The organism is Bacillus sp. 95MFCvi2.1 (genome assembly GCF_000374965.1).
Lineage (GTDB): Bacteria > Bacillota > Bacilli > Bacillales > Bacillaceae_G > Bacillus_A > Bacillus_A pseudomycoides.
On the sequence record NZ_KB895707.1, the window covers coordinates 89,530 to 105,512 of the forward strand.

Here is a 15,983-nt window from a genome sequence, read left to right on the forward strand (position 1 = left end):
GAGTAACGATAAAAGTTTAATTATATAAACAAAAGAGGTATTAGAATGAAAAACTTTCAATCATTTGATGGGACAATAACTATGATTAACGATTTTGTAACAGGATCAAATGAAGAAATAGGATGTACTAAATTAATATCCGTAGATAATGGTTATGGGACTCTAACAAATTTTGTAGTGAAACCAAATACTTATTTTATTGACTACGCAGCGGTAGTAGTAGGAGATAAAGTAACTGGATTTTACGATGCTAACATCCCTGTTCCTCTCATTTTCCCACCACAATTTCAAGCAATTGTTATAGCGAAATATATACCCTATCAAAATGTAAAAGTAGATAATTTTAATGAACAGTTAGAGAGTAGTGATGGAAAATTAAAATTAAATATTTCTCCTTCTACTCAAATTTTATTAACAAATGGCCAATTTTTTACAGGGAATCTTGCGAATCGAAATTTAATAGTTATTTATGGTCTTACAACAATGAGTATACCAGCCCAAACTACGCCATATAAAATCATTGTTTTGTGTCAAAAGTGATTTTTATTTTAAAGGGTCTCTCGGTTTATTTGAGAGGCTTTTTTTGTTTCTGAAGAAAAAAATAATGAAAAGTAGGAAAAAAGGTTTATTTTTTAAGATAGGGCCACGCCCCATACTCATCAAGCTAAGATTTTGAAATATCCCCAAAACGAAAATTTTATATTTCTACATTTATTTATGAGAATTCAGCTTACTTTTTTCGTTTTGGGAAACAACCAATTTCTTAAGTTGATGGATATGTGTTACTACCCCCACTTTTAAAAATAAAAAAGGCAAGCAACCCCAGCTATACGCTAAAATCACTTGCCCCATAAGAATTATTTAGTTATGAAAAGTAGGCTTATAAAACGAACGATTCTATTTTATATACGGATATCAACCGAAAAATATATTAAATCGTTCATAAATCAACGTTTGCTCATTTTAATATTTTCCTGCTATCGATAAGAATCGTTATAAAAAGAAAGATATGTGGGCGAATTGTGGGCAAAAAAAATTTATAAGTTTACTTTTTTATAATTAAAAAAACAAAAGAGCACAGCGTGTATAAGTAGTGCTACCAACACTCTTATACCGTCCACCTGAAGCACCCAGGTAAACACTTGCTGTACCCTCATGAAATATTTTACATCATGTAGGGCTTATTAAGCAACGTTTGCCGAATTGGTGACGTTGCTTTTTTGTTTCCACAAAGGAGACGAATATCATGAAAGAACGTATTGATGTTATAGCAAGTAAAGAATCTTTTCACAATCTCTCTACATTCATAGAAGTAGAAGAACTAAATCAAACTGTACGAGCATATAGAGACACCATTCGTATATCTATTAAACGTACTGACGTACAAACTAAACTCATTACACTACTTGAAATTTTAAAACGCCACAGTTGCAAATACGTAGGTGTTAGTTTCCTATGCAAAAATTCAATTGCTGACATGATGGAAATATCTTATAAAACTGTTCAACGTTTAATGAAGAAACTTGTGAACCTGGGCATGATCCGCCAGGTATCTATGAAGCGTAAAAAAGATATGCTTCAAACAGCTAATGCTATTATTATTCAACCTATTGTGGAAGAAGTGTCCGACAAGCAATCTGCTAAAAGTCCTACAAAGTGTCCGACCATTAAAACAACACCTATTTCCTTAAAACAAAATATAAAAGATATAAACAAACGTAATAGTAATGAGAATAGTATTACTACTGAAGATAATATTAAACAAGCTGATTTTGTTGCCCATTGGGTTCCAGAGCGTTTTGTTTCTTTAGTTAGCTCTTTTTATTCTGAATCAAAAACAATTCAAGAACTGTGGAAGGTTGTAAAACAGTGTAATAGAGTTGTTAACCATACAACAGGTGATAAAGCATTTGATAAAGACCAGGAGCTTTCTATTGGCTTAAAAGCTATTAAAGAGTTTGTTACGAAAGTGAAGTCTGGAGTAAAAATGAAGAATGGTAAATTCGCTTATTTCAATGGGATTGTAAATAACCTAATGGACAAGTTCTATTTTGACTGTGAATTTATGGGAATATAAGATTTACAGTCCCCCCCTTAAATTGGTATGATTTACTTAATTAAGGAGGGAGATTTTTGAATTTAAATATGTATCTAGGAGAAGTACATACCCAAACGCAAAGTATGAACGCTATATGTACCGCTACCATTCAAGGTATGGAACAAGCTATTCAGTCGATTGATGCTTTTGCAATTGATACTGCTCTACAAGGACAAACATATAGCAGTGCAAAAGCATTCTTTACAGAAACTTTTCGTCCTTTAGCACAAGGAATCATTTACTTATGTGAGGAATTGATTCGTCAGAATGATGCTTTTCCAAGTCAATTTGAATCAAAGGTAGCCTCAACCGATGTAATCGAACAAGAAATATTAGAACAAATTCAAGAAATTGACCGAATGAAAACAAGTATGGAAGCCGTCAGTCAAGCTATGCCAATCCCAAGTATGGACGCTATGGCGAATCTTTTTACTCTCATGAGGAAAAAACTGCAAGAAAAGTTAGATCATCTATATGAATTTAATCAAACGTCTAGCAATAACTATGCTACAGCACTTCAACTAGCTGCTAGTATTGCTACAGGTCTTGCTGAAGTCCAAAGTGGGAAAGGTTTTAGTCCTGCTAGTGGTACATTTAGTACACAGGGATTGAATATGGAGTGGACAACTTCTATTCAAGAAATTATAGCAAAGCGTGAAGCAGAACGGTTTTCCAGTCAAGGTGTTGAAGAACTTGGTCAATCTGATTTCATGAAGAATGACAAGACTATATCAGACCAGCTTGATGAAGGTGTACGTGTCGGTTCTGGACGAGCTGTTAGAGACGGAATAGAAGATTTTAAAGCATTGGGAGACAAGGAAACGTGGGAAGATATGGGGTATGCTGCATCGCACCCTTTTAATACCCTTAGAGCCATGTACAATGTCCTTTCAGATTCATATATTAAGAATGTAAAAAATGGTGATTTTGAAGATGCTGTAATATGGTTTAGTTATTCCCTAACAGGAATAGGAGTAGGACTAATTGGTGATAAAGGTATTGGTAAAATCACAAAAGTGTTAAAAGGAGCTAGATATGCAAAAGTAAAGGACATCAAAGTACCACGTATACAACAAACTGTTACAAATTGGGTTGATAATTTAAGCATAGAAAATCGATTGGCGTTTGCTGATACAAATGGACTTAATCTAAGGTCTAGTTTTGATTCCTCTACTTTTAATAAAGCTGAGGATACAATGGTATATGCCAAAACAACAGGTGGAAAAACTAGAGTTAAAGATGTACAAGAGGTAATTCAAGACTATGCAGATAAGGTTCTTGATAGAGTAAAAGTAGAAGGTGAGCACCTTAATTCATATACAGCATCTAAAGTATTGCGTGAAGAACTTAAAGAAGTAGGAATTGAACCACCACCATATCCTAATGCGGCACATCATATTGCACCTTGGAATGATAGAAGGGCGGCACAGGTACAAGAACTATTAGAAGAGTTTGGAATACATCATAATTCTGCTGCTAACGGAGTGTTTCTTCCAGGCTATGGGGCAGAAGGACATAAATATGTAACTACTGAAGCCCTACATATAGGTAATCATAGTCCAGAGTATATAAGAGAAGTATACAGAGTATTAAGTGAAGTTAAACGCTTTGAGGGTAATCAAGCAGATGCAGTTGCAGCCTTGCAGAAAATAAGAGAAAGGTTATTGGACGGTAGTTTAAAACTAAATGAACCCAAATAATCTCAAGTGTTTTACTAATTAAATTATAAAGGAGTAAAAGGTATGAAAATTTGGCAATTAAAAAGCTTATTTGATAACTATAAATCTTTTCAGCTATTAAATTTGAAAGAAGATCGAAAAAAATATTTTGATGAAAAAATTGATTTGGCAATAAAGTTATCTGATTCGTGGGGAGAAATTCTTGTTGAGTGTGTAGAAGGAGATAACCATAGTGATTGTCCTATGTTCTGGGGGGAACTTGGTACGCCAATGATTAGTAAAAAAGCAAAAGAGGTATTAGAACCTCTAATTTGCAATAATGTTGAGTTTCTTCCGCTAACTCATGATGTTACAGGTGAAGTTTATTACCTAATAAATGTTTTAAATACAGTTGATGCAATTGACTACAATAAAGCAGTTTTTGAAAAACTAAGTACAGGATTAATAATAGGTTTCGAAAAATACTCATTTCTACCTAATATAGTTGAAGGGCAGATAATATTTAAAACCTATTTAAATCAAAGATTACATTCCTCTACTGTTTTAGTGTCAGATGAATTTAGAAATGCAGTGTTAGAAAGTGATTTGACAGGTTTCGAATTTGTTGAGGTATGGGATTCGGAATCGAACATGTAAAACAAAGTCCTAAAACAGAAGGATGATAAAAAAGAAGAACTCCTTGTATTGAGGTAACGTTCTTCTTTTTTATTGATCTATGTAATTATCCATCAAAAATGTAATACTTACAGTTATTACGTAAAATTGGTATGATTTAGGCATTATTTCGAGGAGGTTTTTTCATGAGTTACGATACAGTAGGTTCGTTGCAACGTATGCAACAATTAGAACAAGCACAAGCAGCATCAGGAAAACGTTTAGTGCTAAAAAGAATTAATTCTACTCTAGATATATGGTTAATTATTATTGCATTTATTTTATTAATTCCAACATTAGGATGGTCTTTTGTACTCTATGCTCTTTATTTTGGCATAAGAGAAATTTTCGCTAAAACATACTTAGTTCAAAACGTAGCTACTGGTGAAAAATTCAAAGTAGATAAAGAGGATTTCAAACAATACAAGAAGGATTTTAAGAAGAAGGAAAAACAAGTTAGAAAGATATCTGATTTGAAATAAAAAAAAAGAAGAACGCCTTTTAGTGAGGGTAAACGTTCTTCTTTTACTGTAAATTCACTTAAATTTCTTGTGCTACAACTATACCAGTATCTCCATGTGCATTAGACGGTGCTCCACCACCATCACCAATACTGATATAATCAGGTCTTGCAGGTGCTCCACCAGTATCACCACGGGTTGAATATTGATTCGATTCATTAAAACTATTTAAGCTAATTGCTAGAACACCAGCAACTACTAATCCTGTTACTACTCCACTAATTTTTTTCATTATTTCAAAGCCCCTTTTTCTAAATGTTTTTTACTTGCGTTATTACTCATATAGAAATATTGACTTGCCTTTAAATAGTTACCTTCTTCATGGAATTTGATGGCTAATTTTTGACTGTATTCTATTATACATTCTAGTAAATTTACACTTTCAAAATATGAAATTCCTTCTAATACAGCTTTTTCTAATTCAATTGTATTCGAATCTTTATTTAATTCTTTCAATATCATAAAACGATGTAGAAATTCCTTATTTTTTAATTCATTACAAATTTTAATTCCCGATGCGATATAGCTTTCTGCTAGTTCGATTTTACCTAATTTATAACACTCCTCAGCCATAGTAAAAACAGCTTTATAATGTTCAGGTAATTTTTCGACAACTTCAGAAACATGACGAATGGCTAATTCAGATAAATTTTGACTTCCATATAACCATCCAAAGTTACTTCTAATCATTAAAATATATTTTTCGTGCTTTACTTTCTGAAATATATTTAAAGCAATATTGAAACTTTCTTCTGCTAATTCAAAGTGTTTTAATTCAATGCAACATAAGCCATATACATTTTCACATAATGCAACATTAATTTCATATTCGGAGTGTTTTATAAATTCTTCTTTTGCTTTTTGAAGGTATTCAATGGATTTTACTTGTTGGTATGTGTGATAGTAAAATTCACCTAAACGATAATTAAATTCAGCTTTTTCAAGAGGGTTTTGAATATATTTTAGTAGTGTTTCTGCTTTTTCAAACTGTTTTTTTGCTTCTGTATAGTTTTCGGTGATTCTAAAATAGAATGCTTTGAAGAAATGATAGTAATATGCTAAAAATCCCTCTTCAGCAACTTCAAAAGATTCTACACTATCAAAGCTATCTTTTTTAATATTTAACCAATCTGTAAGCACCTTGTATCGAAAATCTAATAGTGCATAATACAATAATATGTCTTGATCTGTTTCTACATGATTGATTTTATTATCAACTTCTTCTTTAAATCGTGTCGCTTTCCCCACTTGTTGTTGCAACATTGATTGATACCAAGTATCTAATGAATGCTTGATCTTTTCTTTGGTTACTACATTTGTGCTCATAACAAGCCATCCTCCTTATTCTATCTGTAATTATCTAAATATTAACACATTTCCATGGAATTAAGTGGTAATCATTATTGAAATACATATTGATAAATATTTTTTGAAGCATTGGTTTAGGGAAATAAAAAAAGCTGACTCCTAAGAGCCAGCTTTTTATTTTTATCGAATATCAAAATGTTTTTCTTCCACATAGTTCTTATTGTCGATAGCAAGCCATCCATCTTTTCTATAATAGATGTCGTAAGTTGCAGAACCATCAACCCTACCAAGAAACGGACCATTAGGCGCTTCATACGTATTAATTCCATATCCAGTAGGATATTTAGAATAAGCATGAAACCATTGCACCTCAAAATGTTCTTGCTTCGCCCATTGATTCGGACCAAAACAAAGCATGTTTTCATTTCCACCATACCAAACACCTTCAAGAATTACATGTGGTGTTTGGTCATTAAAACGTTCTCCAGTAAAGTTACCATCTGGTGCATCATAAAGATTAATTCCATATCCAACAGGATATTTAGAAACAGCAATTCCGATGCCTATATTTCGAGATGAAGCGATTGTGTTTATATCATCACCAATATACCAATCTAATGTTTTATCTCCCCGTAATAAATTAATATCTACTCTTCCAATACCATTGATATATCCGTTATCAGTGTATTGCCAAATATCACATGGATATGCTGGTTTGACTTGTGGTTGTCCATCATTTGTTCCGTAACGTGGTAACCAAATAAAATCCGCTTTTACATTTTGTAAATTATATTGATTATACATATGATGCGATACATATAAACCGACTTTCCAACCTGCAGCCTTACAAGTATCAATAAATGCTTGTGATGCCTTTGCTAAGTCTCTCAAGTTACCCTTACTTTCCATAGATGCTACAGTATCATCTTCCACATCTAAAACAAGAAACTTAGCATTCTTATTAACTCGATTCAAGAAGTCTTTTGCTTCCACAATTGCATCATTCACACTAACATAGCAGCCATACGCATATGCTGCATGTGGGATACCTCTAGCTTCTAAATTTTTCACGTGTTGATTATATAATTCATCTACTTTATTTGAACCATATTGCACACGGCAAATTGCTAATCCCAATTGTGGCGCTGCTACATCCCAATTAATTTTATCGTTAAATTTTGAAATATCTACAATGTATTTTTCTGTCATTATTCAACATCTCCTTGTTCATTTTCTTCATGATCTGACCAAATTCCTAATGCAATACCAACGGATAATACATAAGGTGCTAATTCATCTAAAAAGCTTTTTGCTTCTGGTAAGCCGAATTTAGTGAATAGAAATCCGACCAACGAAAAAACCGCAACCCATGTTTTCCAGTTGCGGAATCGTTTCTTAATATCTTGTTTGCCCATTATTTCCCCCTACTTCCCTACAAATTTAAAAAGCAATGTAATGGCACCAGCAATAATTGAACCAATTACGGTTGTTCCTATCCAAAATACAAGCCTATCTAAACGATCTACACGTAAGTGAGCGCTTTTTGCTGATTGCTGTGCTTCTATTGCAAGTTCCCTCACGTTGCCAAGACCATCAATTTTTGTTTCTACTCTTGTTAATCCAATAATTACTTTAGTGAAATCATCATGATTTTCTTGTTCCGGCAATTTTTTCATCCCCTTTTTGGCAATAAAAAAGAAGCATCGTTTATGCTCCCTTTTTATTGCTATTTAACTGATCATCTCCTTTACTGCTTACTATTACTTAATCGGATATGATAAAGAAAATGATACATAGCGAGTTTGTGCTTGTGGAAGATAAGTAGAAACCCTTCCATCTTTATGAACTACTACAGTAGCTGCAACCGGATGGTTTGGATTATTATCTAAAAATGCTGTAGCAGCAAAATATGAATCTTGGTGTGGTGCAATATCTGGTGTGATTCTTGTGAATACTTGTTGGTTTTTAACCAATCTAATCGCACCTGTCATGTGAACCCAGTTTCCGTGTCTACGGAGCATTGGAGGTGTATCAGTGTCGGCTACTGCATTTGTAATCGCTAATTCCTCCCATGCTACATCATCCATATAAAAGAGTCCTTCGCCATCCATCCAAACACTGCTTTCATAACTACCTTTATTTAAGAAGATAGCTTGTGCTTCCTTATCCTCACTGAAGAATCCTGGAATTAATCCGAATTGTTGTTGAATCTCTTTAATTACCTCTTGTTTTAATTCATTGTTAGTCATTATTGAACATCTCCCTTGAATTTTTTTGTTTGATTTTTTGATTCTCTTTAATCGACTCTTATTTATCCTTTTCTACATTGTTCTCACCCCCTTTCGAGCAAAATAAAAAGAGAGACGATTGTCCCCCTTTATAATCACATTTAAACATATACTTTAAATACCACCTTTTATTATCAATCCTAAAACTGCCATAACTATTGCACTAATAACAATTCGCAAAATCCATGTTGTATTCATACTAATTTTTTCTAACTGCCTATTAATTGTAGAAATGTCTTTTTCGTTAATAGTTGTACGAGTTTCTAAATTGCGAATATCTCTCATGATTTCTTTTTGTTCCGTTTTTAGGCTGTCAATTTTTTTATATACGTCTTCCATACGCTCACATCCTCCGTTAATCTTAATAAGTCAATCCTTATATATTATGAGACAACCCTATTCATTGTGAATGTAATTCAGATGTTTGCGTATCAAAGCCGTATTTTATCCAAAATAAAAAAGCCTACTTCTGCACACCCTTTTTAAACCGCATTATTTTCATCTAAACCTTTTGATAACTGGGTAACAGTAGCTCTTGCTTCCCAGACATAAATCTGATCTTTGTCTTTATTGTTATAAACAACTTTGAATTTTTGCCCTGCTGTAAAGTACCACTGAAAACTACCTGTCATCCTAACCCATTTACTTACATAGCCCGTAATTTCTCCTGCAATTTCATGTTCTTCAATTGTTTTTCCACTTGCATCTAATATGTGGATTTCAAGTATATGTTCAGCATCCGCTGTTTGGGCTAATGCAGACAGGTAAGCATGTACATCATAGATACCACTTTCTTTAATGTGAAATAGACCACCAGAACGGTCTACACTTCTATTAAAACCCCAACGAGGAAGATCATTAAACTCTACAATCCACTTTCCGCTATTGTAGCGTTTTTCTTTATGAAACCAAACAGCCACATTAGAAGGAGCTTGAAGTTTATTGTGGATTAAGAGATCAGCTTCAACTTTAACTTTTTTATATTTCGAGTCTTTACTAATAACTAAGGCATCAGTTTCTTCTTCTAAAATTGATTTACCATTCAAAAGTAATCTCTTCTCATCAAAACTCCATGATGCAAACAGTTTTTTCACATCTTCAAATGATGGATGTTCAACCCACCCTAACCAACCTTTTGCATCATCAATATAATTAGTCCAGAGTTTATTTTGGTAATCTTTCGCAAAAATAAATCCGTAAGTAGGGGAATTTATAAATGAGATACCACGCCAAGATTTAGCATTAGGTGTATTTCCTTGTACACTTCCATGACAATAAATTGTGTTTATCCCTAGCCCTCTGGCTACAATTTCATCAAGAATATTTTTTGTAGGATCACTAACCGAGATTAACGCACCGCCTACATCTGTTGTGATTTTGGGTACTTGAACATTATTTGCATTAATTAATTTTGTTAACTCTACGATTAGTTTATTCATGTCATCAATTTCTTTTCTATATCCTGCTACTTGTTCCAATGCTTTTTCAAAATCAGAAATATAACTTTCCATTTTAATATTTCCTTCTTTGACATCTCTTCTTAAAACAATTCGGATATCGGGTGTACTTGTACGTTCTGAATCTCCCTTTTCTATAACAAAATAAGCCATCCATTCGTTAGAAGTTGAGACTGCTTTAGCAGGTAATATATATTCAATGATTCCATTACTCACATCAATAATTTTGGCATCATCCCGAATAAACTGTTTATTATTTGTTGCTTCATACTTTGCTACATATCCAGTTAAATCAACTACTCTACCATTATCTTTTAGATATACAGTTAGTTTTAAACCATTTTTATCATTTTGGCGTGAACGAATGGTTTTGGTGAATACTGGATCAGCTAAATCAATTGTAATTACTTCATTTCTCATCTCGTTACGCTCCTTTCAATCACACCATTTTTAAGACGTCTAGGTGGTCTTCTCGTGCGTTTTGGTCTTCCTCTATGCTTTACATTTCCTTTTGGTTGTTGTGGCTCTATTTTTTCAATTCTGGTATCAGTTTTTGTAACATACTCTTGAACCCCTTTTGTTAATTGTGAAAGCATACCATATAAACCTACGCCTGTTTCTTCATCTTCATTCGGAATAACTAAACCATAATGTGTTGGAATTGCATCAGTGGTAATTGGTGGCTCTCCTTCTTTTCGATTCATACGCATTTCATAAAGCTTTGGAATATCTGTTTTCAGATTGTATTGTTTAATATCCCAATCCATGACTTTCTCTAATGCACTAAATTGTATATCTCGAATATTAGTCTTGTATTTTTTCTTTGATGATACTTTAAAATCAGCAGCTAAAATCCCACCATAAAATGAACCAGTGCCAGACATAACTTGAAGGTATCCATTTGCAGAATTAGAATTTCGTAGCAAAGAATACTGAAGCACTAAGTCTGTATCACCGCTAGAAGCAGTTTTTACCGAAAAGATTCTCTTTCCGTTTTGATGAAACAGAAATCCTTTTCCTGCTGTAAAATGCATATTCTCTTCAGTTGCTTCAAGCATGAGATTCTTTTTACTTTTCGCTGCGAAATCTGTTGCAGCATAAAAATTCATGTATGAATATAATGCATCTATATTTAAAGACTCTTCTGCTTTTATACTCATCTTTCCATTTTGGTCAAAGAAAATATTTGCTGAAAAGTACAGATCTGTTTTACTTCCGCTTATATACCCTCTTGTGATACCAATACCGCCAGCTTTGGGATATGAGTCAGATTGTTGATATATTGCTACTGCCCCTTGTGAAGCGGTTATATCATCGTTTCCGCCTAAAAAGATAGTGGGCTGCATTTCTTTTCTTGAATTTATATAATATCCTAAAAACATACGGGTAATGTCTGACTCAAACAAACGTATAAATTGTTTTGGCTGTAATATTCTTTAACTGTTCTCGCACTTTACTACTTGAGATACCTTCATACCAAGAATACGCTGAAATAGTTCCATACATATATAAGTCTGCTTCTTCAGTATTAGCGCTATTAAGTACCTCAAATCTATTTTTGATTTTCGGGATTTCCGTTACTGTCATTCTCATCACCTCCCTTTAATGCTGCTGCATTTTCAACTGATTCATAGTTTTTCGTAACATACCGTTTATTTGCCCATTCCTCATTAATTGCTTCACGTCCTAACATCCGTAAAATATCATTAATTGAATTTGCACCAATTCTAAAGAACACATCACAAGCACTTGCTAACTGTGTAATATCTACATATTTAATACGACTCGTATCTACTTTTAAATATGTTCGTTCTAAGTACTCTTCCTTCTTATAAAACTTACGATTTATTTCATCTGCAATAAGTTCTACAAGCGGATTAATACAGAACATAAGGAAATTATCTGTTTGCTTGGAGACATCGACAACATCACCTTTTAACATTCCTTTTGGTACATGAAAAGCCATTGAAACAAAATCAATAATGTCATCAACAAGTGCTTTAATATCTCGACTATCTAATTTATTTCCTTTGGAAGTGTTACTAAAATTCTCTAATGTATATCCATCTTGTAATTGGAACACAGCACCTGCATTATCTGCTTCAAAAAACGCTTTAAACTGTTCATTGAACATAGCATCCATTTGTTGTTGCATTTCTGGTGTGTGCGCTCTTAAAAATTCACCTTTCACCACAACACGCATTGCATTAGAACGCTTATAAATACTTGTAGCAGAAGTAATTAATTTTCCCCAGCTGCTATATAAACCATCAATTACATTCATGATATTTTCATCACTTAATTGAAAATAAAAAACCTCACTCTCTTTAAATACCTTTTCGGTAAAAGTGAAGTTTTTAACAGTAACGCCTTTATATATTTTCTTTTAATGCAAATTCTTCTTTGCTAAAACTGTCTGCAATATATAGTTGATCGTTATGCATAATTACTAAACACTCATTATCATAAATTAAATGGGAGACTAAACTATGCATAAATTGTGAAGCATTTTGGTTTTGGTTGGGCTGCACATTAAATAAATAGTGATTTTCCTTTCGAACCTCTTTTCCTTTTTCAAAGGTTTGAAACTCACAACAAACAAGTGTATTTGCAATTAAATCAACACAAGTATTTACAGCTAGTTTTTTAAAGAAGTAATCAACAGATGCTTCATAAAAACAGCTTTTTAAATCTGCTGTACTCCTTTTTCCAAACAAACCGCCTATCCAATCAATTAAACCCATTCTCTCACCTGCCTTTCTAAGGATACCACCAGCATTTCGGAAAAAAACACGTTAGGGTTACTTTGCACTTTACGTCACAATTGCTCCCTCTACACCTATTACATAGTTAAATCAAAAAAGTATCCTTAATAAAGGATACTTTTTTGATCTAATGTTCTTTTAGTTTTTTTCTCTAAATAAATTAAGTCTTTTTGAATTTATTTTACTATTTCAAACCTTGCACTTGCATCACAATCATTATAGATCGTTCGACCACTAGTACATCGCATTTGTAATGATATCCAACCATAACCTTCATGGTAAATTGTTCCAGTTGCTTCATTCCAATGTGAATCCCTCGGATATATATAACCAATGTTGTAAAGTACTTCATTAAAATAGGAATATGAAGGAACAAATCTAGCATGGATAGTTCTATTTCCAGAACGGTTAATTACAGAATACTTAATATACTTACCATGTCCTACCCAAACGCTTGGTGTAGAATCACAGTTTTCTCCATAGGATAGTATACCATTTCCAATATTATTCGTGGTTGGAGGGCATCTATAAGACTCTGCATTTGCTTCTGATGCTGGTGTTATAAAAGTAAATATAGAGGTAAGTATAATAACCACTCCCAGTATAGCAAACCACTTTTTAAATTTACTCATCAAATCCCACCCTTCCCTTTTTTGATAATTCATAATAACATTACTTTATAGATAAGGTAGAGTCAGCAATTTTTACACGACAAATTTCTTAAATGGGGTAGTATCACATCGCCATCAAGCTAAAAGAACGAGTTATCCCCAAACAATAAATACGAGCAAAATGCACAAAATTTTCGTTATGAGGGTGGTATGAGATTTTAACTTGATGGGCATGGAGCTGTACCCCTTCTAGTAAGTTCTTACTTTAAATGCACCAACAGAAAATGGTTTTGCTTCTGTTAATTCACTATCTTGTGTTAAAGCATGAGTCAACGCAAAGAAACCGTCTGTTTTCCGTTTCTCTTTATCAATCTTGCAATACTCTTTGTTTCCATTTCCTTTTTCATCTACATAAACATTCCCTACATACCAACGCATTAATGGATCATCACCAAATACAATTAATTGTTTAATAAACATCTCATCAATTAATGGTGCTAATTTTGCATGTGTAATCGGGCCTCTTCTCACAACTTCTAAAGGAATCCCCGTTTCCTTGAATTTCTCCTCTAAGATGGAAGCACGGAAACTATCACAAGCGACCTTCTTGATATTAAATATTTTTGCTTGTTCCAGATACCAATTCACAACACGATCTGCATCAATGGATTTGTCATAAACAATCGTACATAATCCTTTTTCTTTTGCGATTTCAATAATGTCGGGGTTGATATCTTGCAATTTTAAGGCCATATGATGAATGAACGTGTGCTGCTTCCAATACCTTTTCCCATCATGTTTAAATAGCAAACCTACAGAACAAAAATCTCGTACATCTGCAAAATCAATACCACCTACTGCATCAATACCTTTTAGATTCTCTGGAAAAGGTTGATCTGTTGCTAATCTATCTTCATAGGTTGCAACCTCTTTTCTAGAATCTTCAACTGGTGAATTCATTCGTTTTGTCATAAATTCAATACGTAATGAACTGTTTTTCTGCATATCGTAGTATTCTTGACGCATTTTTTGTTGTAAAGATGGATTATATCGGTATGATGGATTCGCTTTTTCCCACATTTCTTCATTATCTACTTCTGACGGATCATCTAATTTACAAATGAACGGAAATAATGTGGAATCTGGCAACTCTTTATTTAATACTGCTCTTGCTTCTTCTTTTAAATCATCAAGAACACCACCACGAACATAACCATCTGTAGAAATATAGAAAATACGTGGATCTTTCTTTTTACCAAGACCAGAAGTAAATACCTTTATATTCTTGTAATTGTCATATTCATGTATCTCATCGAAAATAACAATACCAGAACGCTTACCATCTTTTGTTCTAGCATTTGATGTATTGTAGTTCATTTTTGATTTTGTACGTCTATGTTGAATCAATGTTTGAGACTTATAAAAATTCTTCTTCATTTTTTTCTTATGTTTTGGATCATCTAAAACATTGTAAACATCTTCGAATGAAGTTTTTGCTTGATCTTCTGATGTTGCAACAATATCAATATCGTAGTTTGGTATTCCATGATGTGATGTCAGCATAAAAAAACTATCATAACCCATCCAACCATTCTTACCAGCACCACGCCCTAATAAATTAAAAAAGCGATCAAACATTAATCGACCATCATCATAACGAACGCCAAATATAAATGCATTGCAAAACTTCTGCCAAGGGAATAATTGAAAAGGAAAATAAGGTGCTGGAACACTCACTGATTTTTCAATTGCTTCTGCATCTATTACAACGTTTGGTTGATCTAATTTCCATCGTAGAAATTCCATAAGCTGTTTTTGTTCTTTACAAGCTTGAATTTCTCCATTTTCAACCATTCTCATGTAATCATCAATGTAGAGGTGATAATTATACGTCTTCGTCATCATCATCACCCTTATCTACTTCTGTTGCTTTCAATCCTAGTTCTGCTAAAAGTTTAAGCATTTGAGCATTCGTTTTATTTAGTTCACTAATACTTTCATTTTTCTTTTTGCCCCTTTGCTTTCCATTCGACCAATCAACAACAACACCCCTTTCTTCTATATCAAGAATGAGATTGTTTTTAATGTCCCAAAGTGCCATATAGTCAGATACTAAATCAGTATAATGTGCGCCAAATGTTCCGTTTTCTTCTAATTGGTTCATTAAATCCTGTTTGATAGTCTCTTTTAGCTTGTTTATTTTCGGCTTTAGTTTTGTGTGCACCCTTGTTTTTTTAGGTGCAACCTTTTGAACTTTGTGTGCACCCTCTCTTTGCCACCCATATCTCTTTTTCCATGACTTTACGGTATTAATAGAAACAGCATATTTTTCTGCAATGTCCTTATACTTCATACCGCTTAAATAGTCACTGTGAGCGGCTTCTTGAGGTGTCGCATTATTATTCATCCATATTCACCACCTCTTTCCATACATCAAATTTGAGGCGGTTTTAAACGAATTTAAAAAGGATGCACCCTGTATTTTGTGTGCACCCCTCCCCCTCACGTGAGAAAATCAAAAAATATTTTTTCCGACGTCCCCTCCCCGTTGAATGGTTCCCCAGAAAAAAAGCTAAAATTTTTGACCGGGGGGGTTTTAGGA

Annotated in this window: 17 protein-coding genes and 2 pseudogenes; 5 read left to right on the plus strand and 14 right to left on the minus strand. The window is 33.3% G+C overall.

All coding sequences use genetic code 11. The features are described 5' to 3' along the window. Window positions 1-45: 45 nt before the first annotated feature. The 5 genes from C568_RS0121520 (at window position 46) to C568_RS0121540 (ending at window position 4,913) form a co-directional block, all read left to right on the plus strand. Complete coding sequence (locus C568_RS0121520; protein ID WP_018782690.1) at window positions 46-540, plus strand: hypothetical protein; 495 nt, start codon at window positions 46-48, stop codon at window positions 538-540. Window positions 541-1,246: 706 nt separating this feature from the next. Then, window positions 1,247-2,077 (plus strand): hypothetical protein, encoded by an 831-nt coding sequence (locus C568_RS0121525; RefSeq protein ID WP_018782691.1) that lies wholly within the window; start codon window positions 1,247-1,249, stop codon window positions 2,075-2,077. Between the two features lie 56 nt (window positions 2,078-2,133). Beyond that, window positions 2,134-3,798, plus strand: a complete 1,665-nt coding sequence (locus C568_RS0121530; protein ID WP_018782692.1) for an AHH domain-containing protein — start codon at window positions 2,134-2,136, stop codon at window positions 3,796-3,798. Between the two features lie 42 nt (window positions 3,799-3,840). Next, window positions 3,841-4,413: an imm11 family protein gene (locus C568_RS0121535; protein WP_018782693.1), complete on the plus strand. Its 573-nt coding sequence runs from the start codon at window positions 3,841-3,843 to the stop codon at window positions 4,411-4,413. Between the two features lie 164 nt (window positions 4,414-4,577). After that, a complete protein-coding gene (locus C568_RS0121540; protein ID WP_003197782.1) occupies window positions 4,578-4,913 on the plus strand; it encodes a hypothetical protein in 336 nt (111 codons plus the stop codon). A gap of 58 nt (window positions 4,914-4,971) precedes the next feature. On the opposite strand, the gene C568_RS0121545 is transcribed toward C568_RS0121540, so the two are convergent. From C568_RS0121545 to C568_RS0121605, 14 genes and pseudogenes are all read right to left on the minus strand, one after another. After that, window positions 4,972-5,184 carry a Phr family secreted Rap phosphatase inhibitor gene (locus tag C568_RS0121545; protein ID WP_018782694.1) on the minus strand — a complete coding sequence of 71 codons (213 nt, stop codon included), beginning with the start codon at window positions 5,182-5,184 and terminating at the stop codon, window positions 4,972-4,974. Beyond that, the gene (locus C568_RS0121550) at window positions 5,184-6,278 is read right to left on the minus strand and encodes a response regulator aspartate phosphatase (protein ID WP_018764131.1); all 1,095 of its coding nucleotides are present in this window, start codon (window positions 6,276-6,278) and stop codon (window positions 5,184-5,186) included. Before C568_RS0121550 ends, C568_RS0121545 begins: the two co-directional genes overlap by 1 nt. Window positions 6,279-6,440: 162 nt before the next feature. Next, window positions 6,441-7,469 (minus strand): GH25 family lysozyme, encoded by a 1,029-nt coding sequence (locus tag C568_RS0121555; RefSeq protein ID WP_018782695.1) that lies wholly within the window; start codon window positions 7,467-7,469, stop codon window positions 6,441-6,443. Then, a complete protein-coding gene (locus C568_RS0121560; RefSeq protein WP_018764129.1) occupies window positions 7,469-7,675 on the minus strand; it encodes a hypothetical protein in 207 nt (68 codons plus the stop codon). Before C568_RS0121560 ends, C568_RS0121555 begins: the two co-directional genes overlap by 1 nt. 9 nt (window positions 7,676-7,684) lie before the next feature. Continuing rightward, window positions 7,685-7,936, minus strand: a complete 252-nt coding sequence (locus tag C568_RS0121565; RefSeq protein WP_033794565.1) for a hemolysin XhlA family protein — start codon at window positions 7,934-7,936, stop codon at window positions 7,685-7,687. Window positions 7,937-8,020: 84 nt separating this feature from the next. Further along, complete coding sequence (locus C568_RS0121570) at window positions 8,021-8,509, minus strand: hypothetical protein (protein WP_018782697.1); 489 nt, start codon at window positions 8,507-8,509, stop codon at window positions 8,021-8,023. A 153-nt stretch (window positions 8,510-8,662) separates the two neighbouring features. Beyond that, on the minus strand, window positions 8,663-8,887 hold the full coding sequence (locus C568_RS0121575; protein ID WP_003210100.1) for a hemolysin XhlA family protein: 225 nt from the start codon (window positions 8,885-8,887) through the stop codon (window positions 8,663-8,665). A gap of 143 nt (window positions 8,888-9,030) precedes the next feature. Further along, the gene (locus C568_RS0121580; protein WP_018782698.1) at window positions 9,031-10,425 is read right to left on the minus strand and encodes a BppU family phage baseplate upper protein; all 1,395 of its coding nucleotides are present in this window, start codon (window positions 10,423-10,425) and stop codon (window positions 9,031-9,033) included. Continuing rightward, the gene (locus C568_RS32055) at window positions 10,422-11,411 is read right to left on the minus strand and encodes a tail fiber domain-containing protein (RefSeq protein ID WP_331271563.1); all 990 of its coding nucleotides are present in this window, start codon (window positions 11,409-11,411) and stop codon (window positions 10,422-10,424) included. Before C568_RS32055 ends, C568_RS0121580 begins: the two co-directional genes overlap by 4 nt. Window positions 11,412-11,418: 7 nt before the next feature. Beyond that, window positions 11,419-11,592, minus strand: a pseudogene (locus tag C568_RS33415) (head maturation protease, ClpP-related); the annotation flags it as partial. Further along, a pseudogene (locus C568_RS32060) lies at window positions 11,558-12,749 on the minus strand (phage portal protein). The pseudogenes C568_RS32060 and C568_RS33415, both read right to left, overlap by 35 nt. A gap of 197 nt (window positions 12,750-12,946) precedes the next feature. Next, complete coding sequence (locus C568_RS0121595; protein WP_018782701.1) at window positions 12,947-13,402, minus strand: hypothetical protein; 456 nt, start codon at window positions 13,400-13,402, stop codon at window positions 12,947-12,949. 228 nt (window positions 13,403-13,630) lie between these two features. Continuing rightward, window positions 13,631-15,283 (minus strand): terminase TerL endonuclease subunit, encoded by a 1,653-nt coding sequence (locus C568_RS0121600; RefSeq protein WP_018782702.1) that lies wholly within the window; start codon window positions 15,281-15,283, stop codon window positions 13,631-13,633. Continuing rightward, window positions 15,267-15,788, minus strand: coding sequence for a P27 family phage terminase small subunit (locus C568_RS0121605; protein WP_018782703.1), 522 nt, complete (start codon window positions 15,786-15,788; stop codon window positions 15,267-15,269). Before C568_RS0121605 ends, C568_RS0121600 begins: the two co-directional genes overlap by 17 nt. Window positions 15,789-15,983: the final 195 nt, after the last annotated feature.

Coding starts and splice junctions, on each gene's coding strand:
- C568_RS0121565 (WP_033794565.1), bottom strand. CDS start 7,936: ATGAAAAAATTGCCGGAACAAGAAAATCATGATGATTTCACTAAAGTA.
- C568_RS0121545 (WP_018782694.1), bottom strand. CDS start 5,184: ATGAAAAAAATTAGTGGAGTAGTAACAGGATTAGTAGTTGCTGGTGTT.
- C568_RS0121535 (WP_018782693.1), top strand. CDS start 3,841: ATGAAAATTTGGCAATTAAAAAGCTTATTTGATAACTATAAATCTTTT.
- C568_RS0121520 (WP_018782690.1), top strand. CDS start 46: ATGAAAAACTTTCAATCATTTGATGGGACAATAACTATGATTAACGAT.
- C568_RS0121595 (WP_018782701.1), bottom strand. CDS start 13,402: ATGAGTAAATTTAAAAAGTGGTTTGCTATACTGGGAGTGGTTATTATA.
- C568_RS0121580 (WP_018782698.1), bottom strand. CDS start 10,425: ATGAGAAATGAAGTAATTACAATTGATTTAGCTGATCCAGTATTCACC.
- C568_RS0121525 (WP_018782691.1), top strand. CDS start 1,247: ATGAAAGAACGTATTGATGTTATAGCAAGTAAAGAATCTTTTCACAAT.
- C568_RS0121540 (WP_003197782.1), top strand. CDS start 4,578: ATGAGTTACGATACAGTAGGTTCGTTGCAACGTATGCAACAATTAGAA.
- C568_RS0121600 (WP_018782702.1), bottom strand. CDS start 15,283: ATGACGAAGACGTATAATTATCACCTCTACATTGATGATTACATGAGA.
- C568_RS0121605 (WP_018782703.1), bottom strand. CDS start 15,788: ATGAATAATAATGCGACACCTCAAGAAGCCGCTCACAGTGACTATTTA.
- C568_RS0121550 (WP_018764131.1), bottom strand. CDS start 6,278: ATGAGCACAAATGTAGTAACCAAAGAAAAGATCAAGCATTCATTAGAT.
- C568_RS0121560 (WP_018764129.1), bottom strand. CDS start 7,675: ATGGGCAAACAAGATATTAAGAAACGATTCCGCAACTGGAAAACATGG.
- C568_RS0121575 (WP_003210100.1), bottom strand. CDS start 8,887: ATGGAAGACGTATATAAAAAAATTGACAGCCTAAAAACGGAACAAAAA.
- C568_RS0121570 (WP_018782697.1), bottom strand. CDS start 8,509: ATGACTAACAATGAATTAAAACAAGAGGTAATTAAAGAGATTCAACAA.
- C568_RS0121555 (WP_018782695.1), bottom strand. CDS start 7,469: ATGACAGAAAAATACATTGTAGATATTTCAAAATTTAACGATAAAATT.